At 67.6% G+C, this 18,850-nt stretch carries 18 protein-coding genes; 11 read left to right on the plus strand and 7 right to left on the minus strand.

The genetic code is table 11. The features are described 5' to 3' along the window. From AB0L70_RS33505 to AB0L70_RS33515, 3 genes are all read right to left on the minus strand, one after another. Window positions 1-801, minus strand: coding sequence for a hypothetical protein (locus AB0L70_RS33505; RefSeq protein ID WP_363690802.1), 801 nt, complete (start codon window positions 799-801; stop codon window positions 1-3). A 79-nt stretch (window positions 802-880) separates the two neighbouring features. Continuing rightward, complete coding sequence (locus tag AB0L70_RS33510) at window positions 881-1,174, minus strand: hypothetical protein (protein WP_363690803.1); 294 nt, start codon at window positions 1,172-1,174, stop codon at window positions 881-883. A gap of 107 nt (window positions 1,175-1,281) precedes the next feature. Next, window positions 1,282-1,908 carry a hypothetical protein gene (locus AB0L70_RS33515; RefSeq protein WP_363690804.1) on the minus strand — a complete coding sequence of 209 codons (627 nt, stop codon included), beginning with the start codon at window positions 1,906-1,908 and terminating at the stop codon, window positions 1,282-1,284. A 72-nt stretch (window positions 1,909-1,980) separates the two neighbouring features. Between AB0L70_RS33515 and AB0L70_RS33520 the strand changes: the two genes are divergently transcribed. From AB0L70_RS33520 to AB0L70_RS33540, 5 genes are all read left to right on the plus strand, one after another. Beyond that, window positions 1,981-2,349, plus strand: coding sequence for an NUDIX domain-containing protein (locus tag AB0L70_RS33520; RefSeq protein ID WP_363690805.1), 369 nt, complete (start codon window positions 1,981-1,983; stop codon window positions 2,347-2,349). Between the two features lie 154 nt (window positions 2,350-2,503). Then, the gene (locus tag AB0L70_RS33525; protein ID WP_363690806.1) at window positions 2,504-2,800 is read left to right on the plus strand and encodes a LuxR C-terminal-related transcriptional regulator; all 297 of its coding nucleotides are present in this window, start codon (window positions 2,504-2,506) and stop codon (window positions 2,798-2,800) included. Window positions 2,801-2,906: 106 nt separating this feature from the next. Continuing rightward, window positions 2,907-3,818 carry an N-acetyl-1-D-myo-inositol-2-amino-2-deoxy-alpha-D-glucopyranoside deacetylase gene (gene mshB / locus AB0L70_RS33530; protein ID WP_363690807.1) on the plus strand — a complete coding sequence of 304 codons (912 nt, stop codon included), beginning with the start codon at window positions 2,907-2,909 and terminating at the stop codon, window positions 3,816-3,818. A gap of 60 nt (window positions 3,819-3,878) precedes the next feature. Next, on the plus strand, window positions 3,879-4,397 hold the full coding sequence (locus tag AB0L70_RS33535; protein WP_363690808.1) for a flavin reductase family protein: 519 nt from the start codon (window positions 3,879-3,881) through the stop codon (window positions 4,395-4,397). A gap of 147 nt (window positions 4,398-4,544) precedes the next feature. Then, window positions 4,545-6,302 carry a VanW family protein gene (locus tag AB0L70_RS33540; RefSeq protein ID WP_363690809.1) on the plus strand — a complete coding sequence of 586 codons (1,758 nt, stop codon included), beginning with the start codon at window positions 4,545-4,547 and terminating at the stop codon, window positions 6,300-6,302. A 705-nt stretch (window positions 6,303-7,007) separates the two neighbouring features. Here AB0L70_RS33540 and AB0L70_RS33545 read toward each other — a convergent pair. Next, a complete protein-coding gene (locus AB0L70_RS33545) occupies window positions 7,008-7,445 on the minus strand; it encodes a type II toxin-antitoxin system PemK/MazF family toxin (protein ID WP_363690810.1) in 438 nt (145 codons plus the stop codon). Between the two features lie 54 nt (window positions 7,446-7,499). Between AB0L70_RS33545 and AB0L70_RS33550 the strand changes: the two genes are divergently transcribed. Next, entirely contained in the window at window positions 7,500-8,879 is a 1,380-nt protein-coding gene (locus tag AB0L70_RS33550; protein ID WP_363690811.1) for an MFS transporter, read from the plus strand. Here the strand turns inward: AB0L70_RS33550 and AB0L70_RS33555 are convergent. Then, complete coding sequence (locus AB0L70_RS33555) at window positions 8,861-9,787, minus strand: GNAT family N-acetyltransferase (protein ID WP_363690812.1); 927 nt, start codon at window positions 9,785-9,787, stop codon at window positions 8,861-8,863. The genes AB0L70_RS33550 and AB0L70_RS33555 overlap by 19 nt on opposite strands. Window positions 9,788-9,915: 128 nt before the next feature. On the opposite strand from AB0L70_RS33555, the gene fdxA reads away from it, so the two are divergent. Then, window positions 9,916-10,242, plus strand: coding sequence for a ferredoxin (gene fdxA, locus AB0L70_RS33560; protein ID WP_131285641.1), 327 nt, complete (start codon window positions 9,916-9,918; stop codon window positions 10,240-10,242). Between the two features lie 154 nt (window positions 10,243-10,396). Here the strand turns inward: fdxA and AB0L70_RS33565 are convergent, their stop codons facing one another. Both AB0L70_RS33565 and dapD read right to left on the minus strand, forming a co-directional pair. Next, window positions 10,397-11,350 carry a hypothetical protein gene (locus tag AB0L70_RS33565; RefSeq protein WP_363690813.1) on the minus strand — a complete coding sequence of 318 codons (954 nt, stop codon included), beginning with the start codon at window positions 11,348-11,350 and terminating at the stop codon, window positions 10,397-10,399. Between the two features lie 130 nt (window positions 11,351-11,480). Continuing rightward, a complete protein-coding gene (gene dapD / locus AB0L70_RS33570; protein ID WP_363690814.1) occupies window positions 11,481-12,419 on the minus strand; it encodes a 2,3,4,5-tetrahydropyridine-2,6-dicarboxylate N-succinyltransferase in 939 nt (312 codons plus the stop codon). 90 nt (window positions 12,420-12,509) lie between these two features. On the opposite strand from dapD, the gene AB0L70_RS33575 reads away from it, so the two are divergent. From AB0L70_RS33575 to AB0L70_RS33590, 4 genes are all read left to right on the plus strand, one after another. Beyond that, entirely contained in the window at window positions 12,510-13,352 is an 843-nt protein-coding gene (locus AB0L70_RS33575; protein WP_363690815.1) for a phosphotransferase, read from the plus strand. Beyond that, window positions 13,349-14,230 (plus strand): NAD-dependent dehydratase, encoded by an 882-nt coding sequence (locus AB0L70_RS33580; protein WP_363690816.1) that lies wholly within the window; start codon window positions 13,349-13,351, stop codon window positions 14,228-14,230. The genes AB0L70_RS33575 and AB0L70_RS33580 overlap by 4 nt, the downstream gene beginning before the upstream one ends. A gap of 17 nt (window positions 14,231-14,247) precedes the next feature. Beyond that, window positions 14,248-17,319: a GH92 family glycosyl hydrolase gene (locus tag AB0L70_RS33585; protein ID WP_363690817.1), complete on the plus strand. Its 3,072-nt coding sequence runs from the start codon at window positions 14,248-14,250 to the stop codon at window positions 17,317-17,319. A gap of 548 nt (window positions 17,320-17,867) precedes the next feature. Next, the coding region (locus tag AB0L70_RS33590) for a DUF222 domain-containing protein (protein ID WP_363690818.1) at window positions 17,868-18,850 on the plus strand (983 nt) is incomplete at its 3' end.

Below are 18,850 nucleotides of genomic sequence, written 5' to 3' on the forward strand. Positions count from 1 at the left end.
TCAGTTGATGAAGCGCAGGTCGGAGAACCAGCCGGCCGAGACCGCCATGATGTAGAAGTCGGTCAGGATCACGGTGAACAGCGACGCCATCGCGAACGTGCCGTGCTTCGGGTTCAGCTTGGACACGAAGGTCCAGTAGCGGTAGCGCAGTGGGTGCTTGGAGAAGTTCTTCAGCCGGCCGCCGACGATGTGCCGGCAGGCGTGACAAGACAGCGTGTACATCCACAGCATCACCAGGTTGACCCAGATGATGACCGTGCCGAGGCCGATACCGAAGCCGCCGCCGTCACCGTGGAAGGCCTGGATGCCGTCGTAGACGTTGAGCAGACCGAAGACCAGCGCACCGTAGAAGAAGTAGCGGTGCAGGTTCAGCGCGATCAGCGGGAACTTCCGCTCGCCGGTGTACTTCTTGTGCGGCTCCGGGACCGCGCACGCGGCCGGTGCGAAGAACAGCGACCGGTAGCCCGCCTTGCGGTAGTAGTAACAGGTGCCACGGAAGCCGGCCAGCACCACGAAGGTGATCAGGCTCAACGGCAGCCAGCGCGGGAATCCGCCGAACCAGGTGCCGAGGTGGCTGGAGCCGGGGACACAGCTGTCACTCAGACACGGCGAGTACAGCGGAGTGAGGTAGTGGTGCTCGTCGACCCAATACCACTTGTTCATGAAGATCCGGACCGTCGCGTAGACGATGAAGAAGAGCAGGATCACGCCGATCCGCAGCGGCGCGAGCCACCACCGATCACTACGTGCCGTCTTCAGTCCGACCTGCGCCCTCCCGGGCGCCTCAATACCGGTCGCCATCAGAATCGTCCTCGCTTCGCTGCGGGCGATTCTGCTGGCGAGTGGCCACTCTGCTTATTGGTTCTCTCGCTGCGCTCGGTCACGGGGCGTGCCTATCGGGCGCGCCGAAGCCTTCGTGCTCCGCGTCTGTCCACATGGACGCGTCATACTCCACGTCGGGAATCTCCTCGAGTTCCTCCGGAACGGGTCCGGGTCTGTGCCGGGGGTCGGGTTGGCCGAGCTCAGCGAGATCGTCGTTCAGCCGGGCCACGTCGGACACCAGGCGGCGGATGCCGAGGGTGTCACCGTACTCCTGGCTGAGTTTGCCGACGGCAGCGTGTAACCCTTCGAGCGCGCGGACGACCGCGGCAACGCTGTTGTTGCCCTCACCCATGCCGACTCCAGTAATGGTTTTGTAGCTGTCAGTATGGGCACACTTTGCCCTCGCGCGGCGCCCAACGGAAGACCCCTCGGTACGGCGTGTTCCCAGTTAGGGTTGCCTCAGTTGCGACCTGCCGACGGGTGGAGTAATGGAACGAATCCGGCCTGCAGTACAACGAGATTCGCCGGTGGTGTGAGGACGGCGACCTCGCGCAGGCCGGGTGGCCGGCGAGGTTCGGCGTACCCCTCCCATGACCAGGGCAGGACGTGCCGGTCGAGGACGAGGGCGGGGCGGCCGTCGTACCGGATCATCGCTCCGTCGGGCAGTTCGGCGAGGTCCTGGATGGTCGTGCGTTGCTGCCGGGTTCGGGGCTCGACGCGTTCGCTGTGGAGTTGTGCGTCCATCGTGGCGGCGCGTGGGCGCTCGTCGAGATTGCGGGCCTTCGCCCAGGCGCCGGCGTACAGGAGGAAGTCCCTGCGACGGCAGTAATGGCAGGGGCGATGGCCGGCCGCGAGGGCGACGGCCTCGTCGAAGAAGAACAGTGCGGTCCAGCGTCCGGGTGGCATCGGATCGCGCTGAACGCCCTTCCAGTCAAGGACGCAACAAATCCACGCCTTCGAGCGCCAGCGGGTCGTGCCGAGGCGGCGATCCGGGCTGTGCAGGCTGCCGCGGTTGCCCATCAGGAGGCCGCGGCCGGGGTCGGCGACGATCTCTTGAGTGGGGAGAACCCTGTTCTGCAACGGCATGCGAGTCATCTTGCCTTTGATCGCCGACAGTTTCTGGCAGAGTCGCCCTGACCGCGGGGAAGGAATGAAAGAGTGCAGGTTGTGGTGGGAGTGGCCGTCGTACGGGATGGGCTGGTGCTGGCGGCGTACCGGCCAGGGGCTGAGGGCGGTTGGGAGTTCCCCGGCGGGAAGGTCGAGCCGGGGGAGACCGAAGAGGAGGCGGCGGTCCGGGAGATCCGCGAGGAGCTCGACCTGGAGATCAAGGTCGGAGCCTCGCTCGGGCCGGCGGTAGCGATCTCCGAGCGCTACCAGCTGCGCGTCTATCTGGCCTCGATCGTGGCCGGCGAACCAGTACTGCGGGAGCACGCCGAGCTCCGGTGGTTCGGGGCGGCAGAGCTGACCGAAGTGGGCTGGCTGGTTCCGGATCGGCCCTTCGTCCGGGAACTGCGCGAGCGGCTCTGAGTGGCGGAAGTCACACGGCCTCCGAGCCTGCGGAGAGCCATCACGGGTTCACCCAGCGAAACTGTATGGGTCGTTTGTATGGGTTGTACCTGGTAGCGGATTAGACCACCCGACAGAATCCTTGCTCTGAAAACTTCCTGGGGAGGAGTGTGGAATGTCGGTCCACCAGGCCGTTCCAGCTGTGCGCAGAGAGGACTTCGCGCCGGACGTCGTCTGCGAGGTCTACGAGCTCGGGTCGCGGCGGCAGACCCCGGCCACGGTCAAGGAGCTGACCAGTCGTCAGGTGGCGATCGGCCGGATGATGTCGACCGGTGCGAAGGACGCCGCGATCGCCCGCGAGCTGGGCCTGTCGCTACGCACCGTGCGGGCGGAGATCAGCGCGCTGATCCTCGGTCTCGGCGCCAAGTCCCGCTTCCAGGCGGGCTGCCTGCTGGTCCGCCGCTTCGGCTGAGCGGCCTTTCGGCTGATGCCCGTCGGTCGAGCGGTCCTTCGGTCGAGCGGTCCTTCGGTTGAGCGGTCCTCCGGTTTCTGTCCGGGGGTCGACGTAGGCTTTCGGCATGGTTGAGCTTCCTGAGCGCCGGCTGCTGCTGGTGCACGCCCACCCGGATGACGAGACGATCAACAACGGCGTGACGATGGCGCGCTATGTGGCCGAAGGTGCTCACGTCACGCTCGTGACCTGCACGCTCGGCGAGGAAGGCGAGGTGCTGGTCCCGGACCTCGAGCACCTGGCCGCGGACCAGACCGACCAGCTCGGTCCGCACCGGATCGGTGAGCTCGCCGACGCGATGTCCGAGCTCGGCGTGACCGACCACCGCTTCCTCGGCGGCGCGGGCAAGTATCGCGACACCGGGATGATCTACAACGACGAAGGCAACGCGGACGTCCCACCGGACACCCGGCCGGACAGCTTCTGGCAGGCCGACCTGGTGACCGCGGCCGACGACCTGATCCCGATCATCCGCGAGATCCGCCCGCAGGTCCTGGTGACCTACGACCAGTACGGGAACTACGGCCACCCGGACCACATCAAGGCCCACCGGGTCGCGACGTACGCCGCTGCCCTGGCCGGCGCACGCTCGTACCGGGAGGACCTCGGCGAGGCCTGGGACATCCCGAAGATCTACTGGACCGCGATGGCCGAGTCCCGGATGCGGGCGCAGTTGCGGGAGCTGCGGGACGCCGGTGACACCACCACGTTCGAGGGGATGGACCCCGAGGGTCCGCTCGGGCCGATGATCACGCCGGACCGGTTCATCGACTGCGTGATCGACGGTGAGGGCTACCTCGACCGCAAGATGAACGCGATGAAGGCGCACGCGACCCAGATCACCGTCGACGGACCGTTCTTCGCGCTGTCGAACAACAACGGCAACCAGATCTGGAGCACGGAGCCGTACCGGCTGATCAAGGGCACGGCCGCGCCCGGCCCCGACGGCTTCGAGCACGACCTCTTCGCTGGTCTGTAGGTGACTGTTCCCACACGCTCGGTTGAGGCATCAACCTTCCAGCGGGCATAACCTGCTGGGGTGTCCTCAACCGAGCCGAGCGGGAGTGTGGCGCCCGCGGAGTTCCGCGCGGCGCTGGGCCGGTTCGCGGCCGGAATCACGATCATGAGCACGCTGCAGGACGGCGTGGCGCATGCGATGACCGCGAACGCGTTCACCTCGGTCTCGCTGGACCCGCCGCTCGTACTGGTTTGCGTCGACAAGGGTGTCCGGATGCACGCCGCCGTACTGGACTGCGGCTACTGGGCCGTGTCGGTGCTGTCCGCGGACCAGGGCGCGATCGCGGACCGGTTCGCCCGGTCCGGACGCGACCTCTACAGCCAGTTCGACGGCATCCGTACGGCGGCAGGCCCGAAGACCGGCTGCCCGCTGGTCGAGGACGCCCTGTCGTGGCTCGAGTGTCGGACCTGGGCGACGTACGACGGGGGCGATCACACGATCGTGGTCGGTGAGGTACTGAGTCTGGGGCTGGGCGAGCCGGCCGACCCGAGCGCGCTGATCTACTACTCCGGTCACTACCGGAAGCTGCCCGACGCCTGACCGTGATCCTGCCGCCGGGAGCCCCGGGCACGCTCTGCCCCGACGGTCAGAACGGCCTGCCCCGTCCCGTAGGATGTGCCCTTGTGCCCGCGCTCTGTTCGCGTGCGCGCGGCCTGTCCATGGCTTCGAGCAGGAGGACTCTGTCCGGTGGGGAGAAAGCAGCTCGCGGGGATCATCGCCGCGGCGGGGCTGGGTGTGCTCGTGGTGGGTTATGGAGCAGCCTTCGCGTTCGCCGGCGACAAGATCCCTGGTGACACCACCATCCTCGGCGTCCCGGTCGGCGGCCTCTCCGAGAAGGACGCAAAGGCCAAGCTCGAGGCCGGTCTCAAGGACCGGGTCGCAGCGCCGATCGCGCTGAAGGCGGGCGAGTCCAAGTTCCAGGTGCAGCCGGCCGACGCCGGGCTGGCCGTGGACGCCGACGCCAGCGTGGCCGCCGCGGGTGCGGGCCGCAGCCTGGCCCCGGGCCGGATCTGGCACGCCCTGACCGGCGGCGCCGAGGTCGACGCGGTCGTCACCAAGGACGACGCGAAGCTGAAGGCGGCCATCGACAAGCTCGCCACCCAGGTGAACCGGCCGGCCACCGAAGGCACGATCACCTTCAAGAACGCGAAGCCGGTCCAGCACGAGCCGGCCGACGGGCTGCAGCTCGACACCGCGAAGGCCACCGACGCCGTGATCGCCGCCTACCCGGCCGACGGGGACGCGAAGGACCTCCCGGTCAGCGTGACCCAGCCGCAGGCCGGGACCGACGCGATCGAGAAGGCGATGAAGGAGTACGCCGAGCCCGCGATGTCCGGCCCGATCCGGCTGACGGTCGGATCCAAGTCGGTCGACCTGCAGCCGGCCGAGTTCGCGCCGGCGCTGACGCTGACCGCGAAGGACGGCGACATCACGCCGTCGTTGAACGCGAAGACGCTGGAGCCGCTGTTCCAGACCAGGTTCAAGGCCCTGGAGACGCTGCCGAAGGACGCGACCGTCCAGATCGTCGGCACGAAGCCGCAGGTCATCCCGGCCGTCGACGGCATGGTGGTCGACCGGACCAAGGTCGGGCCGGCCATCCTGTCGGTGCTGAACAAGCCGAGCGGCGAGCGCCGGGCCGCGGTCGGGCTCGCGCACAGCAAGGCGAAGGTGACCACGGAGGCGGCGGCCGCACTCGGGATCAAGGAAGTGATGGGGGAGTTCACGACCCGCTTCCCGCATGCGCCGTACCGCAACACCAACATCGGCACCGCGGCGGCCAAGATCAACGGCACGCTGCTGAAGCCGAACGAGATGTTCAGCCTGAACAAGATCGTCGGTGAGCGGACCAAGGAGAACGGGTTCACCGAGGGCAACATCATCAGCGGCGGGGTGTTCGTACTCGAGCTCGGTGGCGGGGTGTCGCAGTCGGCGACCACGACGTTCAACGCCGCGTTCTTCGCCGGGCTGAAGGATGTCGAGCACAAGGCGCACAGCGTCTACATCAACCGCTACCCGGTCGGCCGGGAGGCGACCGTGGCGTGGCCGACGGTCGATCTCAAGTTCCTGAACGACTCCGGTCACGGGATCCTGGTGCAGACGATCTTCCACGCATCCACGCCGGGTAACCAGGGCAGCATCACGGTGAAGATCTGGGGTACGAAGGTCTGGCAGATCACCGCGGGACAGTCGGAGCGCAGCAACTTCCGGCAGCCGAACGTGGTCTACGACACCTCGGCGAAATGCCGTACGCAGGCGCCGAGCGTCGGTTTCGACATCACGGTCTCCCGGTACTTCGCGCAGAACGGCGTACGGAAGAAGACCGAGTCGTTCACCACGAAGTACAACCCCGCCGACGACATCCGCTGCGGCCCCAAACCAGGCTCCACCCCACCCCCCACCACCACCCCACCCGCCCAAGGCAAACCCACCCGCCCCCCAAGCTAACAACCGCCCGGGCGACATCCCCCGACGTGCCGCGTTGTCGGATGGTGTCAGGGGCAGAACCCACGCCCCGAGTGGTTATCCCATGGCATGGCGGGTCGTCCGGTGGTGTGGGGGAGAACCGACGCCCCGAGGCTTATCCCCTGGCGTGGCGGGTTATCGGATGGTTGTGAGAGGGGAGAACCCACGCGCCGAGGGGATATCCCATCAGCGGGCTGGTGCTCTGGCGCTCTGGCTCTGGCTTGGATCCTTCCGGGGGATGTCCGGTGGTGTTGTCGGTTCTGTGGTGGTGTGGGAGGAGGAGAACCGGCAACGCGAGAGGTTATCCCCTCGCGGTCCCCTCGGCACACCCGCAGCCTTGCCAGCTGTGCTTCCCGACCTGGTACACCCGTGGCCCTGCTGGTCGTGCTTCCCGCCCTCGGCGCAACCCGTGGCTCTGCTGGATGGCTTCCCGGCCCCAGCATCACCTGTCCACCGCATCTGACGACCTGCCGGGGGATAACCGGTGGCGTTGTCGATTGTCAGTTGTCGGGTGGTGTGGGACGGGAGGACCCGTGCCCTGAGGGGTTGTCCCCTGGTGTGGTGGGTTGTCGGGTGGTGTGGGAGGGGGAGAACCCGTGCCCTGAGGGGTTATCCCGTGGCGTGGTGGGTTGTCCGGTGGGGTGGGAGGGGGAGGACCCACTTCTCGCGGGTTATCCGTTGCGTTGGTTAGGTGCGGTGGGTTTGGTGGAGGTTGGTGGCTACCTGGGTGAAGAGGTCTTCGGGGATTACGGCGCCTTCTCGGCGTACGTGGGATTTGTCGATGCGGAGGACCCGGTCCAGGCGGACCTCGCTGGGGCGGCCTTCCTTGTCCCAGGGGCCGCCGCCGATGTCCATCCAGACCCGGCCCCAGCGCGCCTCGTCGGCGGCGTCGCGGTCGTGGTCCTTGCTGGTCAGGATCAGCGCGAGCAACCACTCACCGTCCGACCCGACCACGAGCACCGGGCGGTCCTTGCCGCGGGTGTAGTCCTCCTCGAACGGCACCCAGGTCCACACGATCTCGCCCGGATCCGCCACCCCGTCGTCCGGGTGCGGCGTGTACTCGACGTGCACCGTTCCCTCGAAGTCCCCCGCGTACTCGGGGCGTTCAACCGTGTGATCCGCCATGGCACCTGAGCGTAAACCCCTCACATCACACCCGCCTCACACCGTTCCACTCACGTGCCCATCACGTTGCAAGCCAAGACCACCAACCGGACCGCGATCCTGGCCGTCCTGCTCACCGGCCAGTTCATGGCGAACATCGACACCGCGGTGGCGAACATCGCCGGCCCGTCGATCGGCGCCGACCTGCACGCCTCGGAGGGGGCCGTCGGCCTGGTCGTCTCCGGGTACGTCGTCGCCTTCGCCGTACTCCTGATCACCGGCGCCCGACTCGGCTCCTCGCTCGGTTACCGTACGACGTTCCTCCTCGGCCTGACAGTGTTCACGGTCGCCTCGCTGGCCTGCGGTATCGCGCCCGAGATCATCACCCTCGTCGTCGCCCGCTTCATCCAAGGCGCCGGCGCCGCGCTGATGGTCCCGCAGGTGCTCAGCGGCATCCAGCTGCACTTCCAGGGCCGCGATCGTCTCAAAGCCCTCGGCTACTTCTCGATCGCCCTCTCCGGCGGCGCGGTCGTCGGCCAGCTCCTCGGCGGCGTCATCATCGCGGCTGACCTCTTCGGTACCAGCTGGCGCCCGATCTTCCTCGTCAACGTCCCGATCGGGATCGCCCTCGCCGCAGCCTCCCGCCGCGTCCTCCCCGCCGACCCGACCGGTGAACGCGACCGCCTGGACCTGATCGGCGTACTCACCCTGTCCACCGCAGTCCTGCTCGTCATCGTCCCGCTCCTGCTCGGCTCCGAACGCGGCTGGCCCACGTGGTCCTGGATCTGCCTCGCCCTCAGCATCCCGACCCTAGTCTTCTTCGAGTACGGCGAACGCCGGACAGCCGCCCGTGGTGGCCGCCCACTCATCGCTCGCCAGGTACTCGGCAACCGGTCGGTCCGGGCCGGTCTCCTCGCTCACGGGTGCACGTCGGGCACGTACTTCGCCCTGCTGTTCGTACTCGCCCTCTACCTCCAGGACGGCCTCCACAAGGGCCCGGCGTACTCAGGGTTCGCCATGGTGATCTGGGTGGCAGCCTTCGGGCTGGCCGGCCCGATCCTGCCCAGACTGCCCCGGGAGATCCGCTCGATGCCGGTCATCGGCTGCCTGGTCCTCGCAGCCGGCTACCTGGCCGTCCTGGCGTACCTACTGCTCGGCGGCCACACCGGACCGCTCCTCTTCGCACTGCTGGGCATTGGCGGCCTGGGCCTCGGCATCAGCGCGAACACCCTCATCGGCGCTGTCACCTCGAGCATGTCCCCGCAGTACGCCGCTGACCTGTCCGGTGTCGTCGCCACCAACGCGCAGCTATCCGGCGCACTCGGTGTCGCGCTAGCAGGCTCGACGTACGCCGCTCTCGCCACGGACCCCGGCCGGGCGCTGAGCGTCGTACTGGCGGGGTTTGTCGTGCTGACGCTAGTTGGGGCGGGTGCGGCTCACCGCTTGGTCAGGTAGCGGTAGCGGTACGCCTCCCGGTAGCCCAGGCGGGTGTAGGTCGCCAGTGCGGCCGTGTTCTCCTCCAGGACTTCCAGATAGGTACGGCGGCCACCCAGCGCACCGGACCATCGGGCCAGACCTTGGACTACCGCGGTGCCTAAGCCACGGCGACGGTGTGACGCGGCGACCCGGATCGCGTCCACGGCCAGCCAGTGGCCGGTCATGGACCCACGCCCAACCGCGACCGTCTGCCCGTCGACCGCGATCGAGGCGAACACGGCCTTCGGTGCGCCCTCGAGCACCGTTGGTGCGTGCCCTGGCACCGGTCCGTCGAAAGCGGCCGCGTACCAGGCCTCACCGGGGCGCTCTGCGATCAGTACCTCGTACTCCGGCGCAGCGTTCACGTGATCGAGCGTGGTGTGCATGACGAGTACGTCGGACTGCTCTGGCCGGGCGTCCACCCACCCACAGGCCCGGAGCTCGTCCGCCTCCGGACTACCGAGCCGTACGAGCGCCTGCGGAGGCAAGCCGCGCTCCTCGTAGAAGGCTTCAGCGTGCTTGAGGGCCTCGGCGACGGGCATCCCCGGGCCGCCGGTGGGCAGGAGCGAGTTCCCCCGCCCGGTCCAGCCGGACGATGCCCGCAGCAACCACTGACCGACGTACGCCGTCTCCGCGGCCGGGCGGCCCAGTGCGGTGGTCAGGAACAGCTGTTCGACGTCCACGGGCCGAAGTGGCATCTCAGGGATCGTTTTCGCGGCTGTGATGTCACTGGCCGCGATCTCGTGCACATTGCCGTCGGCATGCCGTACGGCGAGCGTTTGGGGGTCCCAGGACGCCAGTACGCCGATAATGTCGGTCAGTCCGCCCGGAATGCGGTGCCGGACGACGACACGGTGGCCGATATCACGGGCACGCAGGCCTGACACGATGCGGACTCCTGGCAGAGTGGTCGAAGGACTACCGTGATACTAGAGACCCCGAATTGAACACAGCATCACCGCATCGCAGCACACCAGTCCCAGCTGCGCTTGCCTGCCATATAGGAGGAGTAGCAGTGACCTACGTCATCGCGCAGCCGTGTGTTGACCTGAAGGACCTCGCGTGTGTCGAGGAGTGCCCCGTCGACTGCATCTACGAGGGCAACAGGATGCTGTACATCCACCCCGACGAGTGTGTCGACTGCGGAGCGTGCGAGCCGGTCTGCCCGGTGGAGGCGATCTACTACGAGGACGACACTCCGGAGCAGTGGAAGGACTACTACACCGCGAACGTCGACTTCTTCAACGACCTGGGCTCCCCGGGCGGAGCCTCCAAGATGGGCAAGATCGACAAGGACCACCCGTTCATCGCAGCCCTGCCGCCACAGGAGCACGACGAATAAAGGGAAAGCAAAAGCTGGGGAGTGGCGGAAATCGCAGCGCTGCCCCCGCAGGAGCACGACGAATAACAGCTGGGGAGCAGGAAGCCGCTGCGGCGAGTAAGCGGTTGGCTACAGACTGATGGCGGGGCGTCCTGGCGGGCGCCCCGTTTCAGGTCTACTTCTCGATGACGTCTACGTGGACGTGGTCGAGGTGTCGGAGGATTGCTGGGTCGCCGGAGCGTTCCGGCGGGGTGTAGTCCCGCCACCCGTTGTCCGAGCGCCCACCAGCGGTCCAGATCTTGTCGCTGAAGATGACCGTCTTGATGTTCAGCAGGTCCGCCCGAGCGACCAGGTACTGCGCCATCGCCCAGCCCTTGGTCGTATTCGCCGTGGAGATCGGCCGGACGAACACATCGACCGCCCGCCCCTCGTAATGCGCCGACCCCGCCATGTGCCCGGTCGACACCCCACCCGCTGCGTATCCGCCGGTCGACAGCTTGCCGAAGGTCTTGATCAGATCCTTCCGCACCGCCTCCGCCCGCGGCGTCAGACCGTTCTTACCGATCTGCTCCGCCGGCACCGACGCCGGGTTCACCGTGCAGCTGAAGACACTCTTCGACTGCCCGGTCAACGCTGAAGCCAGTACGCGCGCATCTGCTTCGTGATCGGCGTACGCGTTGGGGTAGGCGCTGCGCTGCACCGCGTCAGCCGCGACCGTGACCGCGATCTTCTGGTAGTTCTTCACCTTCACCAGCGCGTCGTAGAACTTCCCGGCCGCGTAGTGCGGATCCCGGACCTGCGTCTCCGTACCCCAGCCCTGCGAAGGCCGCTGCTGGAACAACCCAAGCGAGTCCCGGTCCCCATGCGGCAGGTTCCGCAGCCCCGACTCCTGGTACGCCGTTGCCAGCGCGATCGTCGCCGCCCGCGCCGGCAGACCACGTCGTACGGCGACACCCGCGATGATCGCGGCCGACTCGGCCTGCTCAAGGTCCAGTACGACGGTCTGGCCGCTGACTGTTGCCTCGCATTGCTCCGGCGGCGGCAGGATCGACCCGAGGTTCTTCCCGCCGATCCACGCGATGCCGGCGCCGACCGCCAGCGCGAGCACGCCGACGGCACTGACGGCCACCACCGCTCCACGCTTTATCGGCATACCGCTCCCAACGTGCGGGGGCGGTGGCGGGGTTCCGGTCGATCGGTCACGAACTGGTTGACGTGTGCAGCCTCACGTCGGTTGGCGAAGTCATACTTTCGGAGGGTCACGCGTTGGCGTGCAGGGCTTCGTTGAGCGTGATGCCCTCACCCTTGCGCGGACGTGCCTCGACCGCACCGGTGACCGAGTTGCGCAGGTACAGCAGACCGGGCTGCCCCGAGAGGTCGCGCGCCTTGACCACACTGCCGTCCGGGAGCGTGACCTTGGTGCCCGCGGTCACGTACAGGCCGGCCTCCACCACGCAGTCGTCGCCGAGGGAGATGCCGGTGCCGCCGTTCGCGCCGAGCAGGCAGCGCTTGCCGATCGAGACGACCTGCGTACCGCCGCCGGACAGGGTGCCCATGATCGATGCGCCCGCGCCGATGTCGCTGCCGTCGTCCACCACGACTCCGGCCACGATCCGGCCCTCGACCATCGACGTACCGAGCGTGCCGGCGTTGAAGTTCACGAAGCCCTCGTGCATGACCGTGGTCCCCGCGGCCAGGTGGGCGCCGAGCCGGACCCGGTCGGCGTCGCCGATCCGCACGCCGCTCGGTACGACGTAGTCCGTCATCCGCGGGAACTTGTCGACGCTCGTCACCGACAGGTGCTGGCCGGCCGCTCGCGCCCGCAGGCGGACGTGCTCGATCTCGTCGACCGGGACCGGGCCGAGCGACGTCCACGCGTTGTTCGGGAGGGCGGCGAAGATGCCGTCCAGGTTCAGGCCGTGCGGCTGGACCAGTCGGTGTGACAGCAGGTGCAGCCGCAGGTACGCGTCCGCAGTTCCGGCCGGAGCCTCGTCCAGCGTGATCTGGGTCGTCACGACCTCGCGCCGTACCTGCCGCAGGTCGTCGTTGCCTTCGGCCGCAATCAGCTCGGCGGGCGCCTGCGCGTCGGCCGGCTGCTCGCCGAGCTCGGGGGCCGGGTACCAGACGTCCAGGACGGCGCCGGCGGCGGTGACGGTCGCGAGGCCGAAGCCCCAGGCATGCGTGGCGTTCTCGGTCATGGCCTCAAGCCTGCCAGACGCGGGTCCGGCGCCCTGACCCCGACCGGTATTTGAGTTTCCGGGGTGTGCTCGCTGTGATCTACTCGTCTGATGCTTCCCGCCTGGCTTCCCTCCGGTCCGGTGCTCGAGGCGACCGAGGCGCCGTCGGTCTCGGCATTGCACGGTGAGCTGCTGCGGCAGTGGGGATCGTCCGAGGTGTGGCGGCTGTCGTACGGCCTGCGCAGCGTGATCGTGAAGCGCGGGACGGACGGTCAGGCGGACGAGGCGGCGGCGTACGCGCGTTTCGTCGTACCGCTGGACTTGCCGGCGCCCAGGCTGATTCACGGCCACCGTGACGGCGCGGCCGGTGTGCTGGTGCTGGCCGACGTAGGACGCCTGACGCTGGAGCAGGAGCCGTCGGCGGCTGGGTTCCTGGAGGCTGCGTCATTGCTGGCCCGGATCCGGGGGACCGCGGTTTCGGGGTCATCGGAGTTCCCTGCGGAGCTGGTGAAGGAACTCGGAGCGCGGATCGGCCGGATCGGGTTCGAGCTCGACCCGTTGGCCGAGGCGCTGGCCGGGTTGCACCGGGATGCACCGGTGCGGGTCGTGCACGGCGACTTCGTACCGAAGAACCTCGTCACGGACGGGTCGCGGTGGACCGCGGTCGACTGGCCGCTCGCCTATCTCGCGCCGCACCTCAGTGACCTCTACATGCTGGTCCGCGATGCCGTTGCCCTCGGCCACGACCGTGGTCCGATCGTCGCGCAGTACGTCGAGGCCGCCGGCGCGGACTCGTTCCTCGTCGACCGTCAGGTGCTGGTCGGTGGCGGCTGCTTCTGCCTGCGTGCACTGGACTTCGTCGTCTCCGAAGGTCTCCGGACGATCCCGGGTTCAGAGGACTGGATCGACCCGTTGCTGGCCGAGCTCGAAGGCATCGTGAAGCAGCTCTCGTGAAGCTCCTAGTCCTCGGCGGCACGAAGAACCTCGGCCGCCACGTCGTCTCGGCCGCGCTACGCGACGGTCACGAGGTGACGCTGTTCAACCGCGGCCGCACCAATCCCTCGTTGTTTCCTTCGGTACGCCGGTTGACCGGTGAGCGCGCGGATCCCGGCGTACTGGCGACGGGGGAGTGGGACGGCGTGATCGACATGTCCGGTTTCCTCGTCCGCGACGTGGGGTTGACCGCGGACGTGCTCCGGGATCGGGTCGGGCACTACACGTTCATGTCGTCGATCGCGGTCTACGCCGGTAAGTCCACACCTGGCATGACCGAATCCGCCCGGTTGTTGCCCTGGCCACCCGGTGCTCCCGAAGACCACTTCACGATGGACCTCTACGGCCCCTCCAAGGTCCGCTGCGAGTCTCTCCTGGCAGACGTCTTCGGATCCCGGACCTCCGCCGTCCGCTCCGGCTTCGTCGTCGGGCCCTACAACCCGGACTTCGGCAACTGGGGTTCCGCCCTGGCTCACGGCACCCGGATGGAGTGCGCCGCCCGGCCCGACCAGCCGATCCAGTACATCGACGCCCGGGATCTGGCCGACTTCCTGCTGCTCTTGACCGTGAATCGGGTGAGCGGTCCGTTCAACGCGGTCAGCCCGACCCAGACCATGGCGGAGCTGGCCGACGCTTGGCGTTCCGTCGTACCCGATCCAGCGCCGATGGACTGGTCGCCGGCCGTGGACCGCTTTCACCTCACCGACGACGGCCTCTTCCAGCTGGACACCACGCGAGCCGTCGCGGCCGGCCTCCGGCTGCGGGCGGACGAGGAGAGCGCCCGCGATTACGTGGCCTGGGTCCACGATGGAAACATTCCTCCCGCACCGCCGCATTGATACGTACCATTGCGGCCGTGATCATCGAGATGGGTGGCGGCCCGGGTGGGCCTACCAGTACGACGGCCGGGTTCACCAGCGTCGCGGGGACCCGGTATTCGGGGACCGGTGGGGACGAGGCGGCGTTGCCGGGGATCGACGCTGTGGTGCGGTCGGGGGACCGGCTGCGGTACAAGATCTATCCGGAGCTCGATGAGCAGCTGACGTACGGAGCGACGTACGCGGTGGTGGATCTGGTCTTTGGTGACGGGACCCGGCTGTCCGAGATCGGGGCTGTGGATCAGTACGGGATGCCGTTCAGCCCGGCCGGGCAGGGCGCCGCGAAGATCCTGTACGCCGACCAATGGAACGACGTACAGGTCGATCTGACGGCGGTGGCCGGGAAGACCGTCGAGCAGGTGCTGCTCGTGGTTGACGCGCCCGGTGCGTTCCAGGGGTGGGTCGACGATGTCCAGATCGGTCCGGCGCCGGCGCGGCTCGACGGGTCGGACCTGGTCGCGTACGTCGATACGCGGCGGGGGACCAATGCGAGTCACGGCTTCTCGCGCGGCAACACGCTGCCGATCACCGCTTGGCCCAACGGGTTCAACTTCTTGACCCCGGTGACCGACGCGTCGACGCATCGGTGGCCGTACGAGTACCAGCGGGCGAACAACGCGGACAACCGGCCGGAGCTGCAGGGCCTGACGTTCTCGCATCAGCCGAGTCCCTGGATGGGGGACCGGGACCAGCTCTCGATCATGCCGGTGGCCGCGGCCGAGCCGCTCGGGGATCCGGTCGAGCGAGCCGTTGCCTTCAGCCACGATGACGAGATCGCCCGGCCGGACCTGTACTCCGTTGCCCTGGCCAACGGTGTGCGCGCCGAACTGGCGCCCACCGACCACGGCGCGATCTTCCACTTCACCTTCCCGGACGACGCGGTCGGTCGGCACCTCGTGTTCGACACGATCGACGAGAACGGCGCCTTCGAGTACGACGGAACCGCGCTGACCGGATGGGTCGAGAACGGCTCGGAGACCGGCCGGACGCGAATGTTCTGCTACGGCGTCTTCTCAGGTGATGTTGTTGCCTTCGGCCCCGCGGTGCGGGGTCGTGAGAACGCACGGGCGGCAACGTTTGCGGATGGTGAGGTCACGCTGCGGATCGCTACGTCGTTCATCGGCGTCGACCAGGCTCGCCACAATCTCGAGCTCGAGCTCGACGGCCGTAGCTTCGCAGACATTCAGGCTTCGGCGAACGAGGCGTGGAACGAGCGGCTCGCGGTGATTCGCCCCGAGGGTGCGACCGAGCCGCAGCTGCGCACGGTCTACGGCAACCTCTACCGTCTCAACCTCTACCCGAACTCGCACTTCGAGAACACGGGCACTCTTGCCGAGCCGGCGTACCACTACGCCAGTCCGGTGCTGCCGGCTCAGGATGGGTGTGCGGTCGTGAAGCCCGGCAAGATGTATGTGAACAGTGGGTTCTGGGACACCTACCGCACCGCGTGGCCGGCGTACGCGTTCCTCTACCCGGAGCTGACCGCCGAGCTGGTCGACGGCTTCGTGCAGCAGTACCGCGACGGCGGCTGGATCGCCCGGTGGTCGTCACCTGGGTACGCCGACTGCATGACCGGGACGAGTTCCGACGTCGCGTTCGCCGACGCCTATCTCAAGGGTGTACCGCTGCCTGACCCGTTGGCGACGTACGACGCTGGTCTGCGCAACGCGACCGTCGCACCCGAGGCGACCGAGGTCGGGCGGAAGGGCGTGGCGACCGGGTTCTTCACCGGGTACGTCAGCACCGACACCGAGGAGAGCGTGTCCTGGGCGCTCGAGGCGTATCTGAACGACTTCGGTCTGGCGCTGATGGCCTCGCGATTGGCGGACGATCCGTCGGTGCCCGTTGAGCGGCGCGCGCAGTTGCGGGAGGAAGCGACGTACCTGCACCACCGTTCGCTGAACTACGTGCTCCTCTTCGACCCAGACATCAACTTCTTCCAGGGACGGCGGCCGGACGGCCGATTCGCGAAGACGCCTTCGGACTTCGATCCGTGCGAGTGGGGTGGTGACTTCACCGAGACCGACGGGTGGAACTTCGCCTTCCACGTCGCCCACGACGGCCGCGGTCTGGCCAACCTGTACGGCGGTCCGCGCGGCCTGGAAGCGAAGCTCGACGAGTTCTTCGCGACCCCGGAACTCGCGGTGAAGAAGGGCACCTACTCGATCGTCATCCACGAGATGCTCGAGGCGCAGGCGGTCCGGATGGGCCAGTTCGGGTTCAGCAACCAACCGGCCCACCACATCCCGTACATCTACAACTACGCGGGTACGCCGTACAAGACGCAGGCGATCGTCCGTGAGGTCCTGCAGCGCCTGTACGTCGGCGAGGAGATCGGCCAGGGCTACCCCGGTGACGAGGACAACGGCGAGATGTCGGCGTGGTACCTCTTCAGTGCCCTGGGCATCTATCCGTTGCGGGTCGGTGCACCCGAGTACGCCGTCGGTGCTCCTCTGTTCCCTCGCGTCACAGTCGCCCCTGCCGGCGGTCAGCCGATCGTGATTACGGCCGCCAACCACGAACACCCTTACGTGCAAGACGTTCTGGTCGATGGGAAGCAGTTGCCCGTAGCATCCATCGGTGACGCGGAGCTGCGGTCCGCCCGACAGATCGACTTCGTCCTCGGCCCGGAACCGTCCGACTGGGGCACCCTCACCCCGCCGCCGGCTCTCACCACTGACGACGCGGTCGCTCGCCCACTCGTGGATCTGATCCCGCGGCAGGATCACCCACTCTTCGACGACGACTCGTCAACCGAGACGGTGATCGACGGGCCCATCACCTGGTCCCTCCCGGAACCGGTGACCGCCACCATCTACACCCTCACATCGGGCCACTCACCCGGCGACCCAACCGCCTGGCGCCTCGAAGGCTCCCCGGACGGCACAACCTGGTCTCTTCTGGACGAGCGCACCAACCAACTCTTCCCCTGGCGCCGCCAAACCCGCCCCTTCACCGTCGCCACGCCCGGCGAGTACCAGCACTACCGCCTATCAATCACCACCTCAACAACACCCCCCTCCCTAAGCGAACTAGAACTACTCGCCTAACAACCACGGCCCGCTACCCGTCTCCAGGAAAGGACACCGCTCGCGGCGGCAGTCCGATCGGCCGCCGCCGGCGTGTGTGCGCCGTGCCGGCGTATTGCGCCAGGTGCTGTGGGCGAGTGAGTGCACGCCAAAGGACTCCGCTTCTCGGCGACAGTCCTTGGCCGCCCTCGGTGGTGTGTATCTCGTGTCAAGCTTGGCGTGGTGGACGCGAGGAAGCCTGGCGGGCGGGGGTTCGTGGGGCTGGCAGTTGGTCGACTTGTGGGAAGTGGTTTGGGTGTGCCCGGGAAGGGGATCGCGGGAGATCGTCTCGTGGTGAGCGCGACGGACTGTGCACGGGTGGGTGTGCATCTCTGCATCATCCAGCAGTCGGCCGCCAAGCTACTCGGAGTGCGCAACTCCAACTGTTGCCTATAGCAAATAAACGAGGGTTGTTCACAGGTGCTCTTGTTGTGGACAACCACCGTACTCCTGTGGATAGTCCTAGTGCCTTGAAGATAAGGGGTTCTGGGGTTCGGAAACTGTCGGTGGGGGTGTTTATCGTTGTGGGTATGGAGATCCTGGGGGAGCGGCCGATCTGGTCGATGAGTGGAGACGAACTGTTGTCTGCTCTCGATACGGACGACGCCGAGATCGCCCGGCTCCTCACCCGGCGGATGCAGATGGTCGCCCGGCTCGACGAGATGGGCCACGCTCAAGAGCTCGGTGCCCGTGATACCGCCGAGCTGATCGTGATGAGGTACCGGATCGACCGTCGCGATGCCTACCGCGAGGTCAAGCTGGCCCGCGTCCTACCCCGCTATGAGGCTGTCGCTGCTGCTCTCCCGGATCCGGCAGGTCCCCTGCAGACTCCGGCGTTGCGACCGGCGCAGGCTCAGGCGATCGTGTTCGCCCTCGAGTCGGTTCCCGATCGGGTGCCGGTCGAGGACGTCGTGGTGGCCGAACGACAACTGGTGAACCTCGCCCAGCACCTCACCCCGACCGAGCTCCGCAAGGCCGGCAAGGAGATCCGCGATCTCCTGGACTCCGACGGCCCTGAGCCCGCAGAAGAGAGGGCCTATCAGCGGGAGTCGCTGACAATGACCGACACCGACAACGGTGTCGCATTCAAGGGCTTCCTGGCCAATGAGAACGCTGAACTCTTCCGCGCCTCGATCCATGCGGGTGCGCGCCCGCACAAGACGGTGGATGGTGAGCTGGATCCCCGGTCCCGCGAGAAGCGCCAGGCCGACGCCCTCACCTCCAGCTTGACCACCGCAGCGGCAGCCGCCGAGATCGGCGCAGTCCCCGGGGTCGGGGCGAAGGCCAACATCACCGTGACGATCGACTTCGAGGATCTCAAGGCGGCCACGGCGGACGCGGTCGGCCACGTCATGTACGGCGACGCCCTCTCCGCCGCCACCATCCGGCGCCTAGCGTGCGACGCCAAGATCATCCCGCTAGTCCTCGGCTCCAACTCCGAGCCCCTCGACGTAGGCCGCGCCGAACGCCTAGTCACCCCCGCGATGCGCCGCGCCCTCAACGCCAGAGACAA

This window comes from Kribbella sp. NPDC051952 (assembly GCF_040680855.1).
Classification (GTDB): Bacteria; Actinomycetota; Actinomycetes; order Propionibacteriales; family Kribbellaceae; genus Kribbella.

What these genes read in the sequence shown, in the direction of transcription:
- AB0L70_RS33505 (WP_363690802.1), bottom strand. Translation starts at nt 801, where the DNA reads ATGGCGACCGGTATTGAGGCGCCCGGGAGGGCGCAGGTCGGACTGAAG.
- AB0L70_RS33510 (WP_363690803.1), bottom strand. Translation starts at nt 1,174, where the DNA reads ATGGGTGAGGGCAACAACAGCGTTGCCGCGGTCGTCCGCGCGCTCGAA.
- AB0L70_RS33515 (WP_363690804.1), bottom strand. Translation starts at nt 1,908, where the DNA reads ATGCCGTTGCAGAACAGGGTTCTCCCCACTCAAGAGATCGTCGCCGAC.
- AB0L70_RS33525 (WP_363690806.1), top strand. Translation starts at nt 2,504, where the DNA reads ATGTCGGTCCACCAGGCCGTTCCAGCTGTGCGCAGAGAGGACTTCGCG.
- mshB (WP_363690807.1), top strand. Translation starts at nt 2,907, where the DNA reads ATGGTTGAGCTTCCTGAGCGCCGGCTGCTGCTGGTGCACGCCCACCCG.
- AB0L70_RS33545 (WP_363690810.1), bottom strand. Translation starts at nt 7,445, where the DNA reads ATGGCGGATCACACGGTTGAACGCCCCGAGTACGCGGGGGACTTCGAG.
- dapD (WP_363690814.1), bottom strand. Translation starts at nt 12,419, where the DNA reads ATGACCGAGAACGCCACGCATGCCTGGGGCTTCGGCCTCGCGACCGTC.
- AB0L70_RS33575 (WP_363690815.1), top strand. Translation starts at nt 12,510, where the DNA reads ATGCTTCCCGCCTGGCTTCCCTCCGGTCCGGTGCTCGAGGCGACCGAG.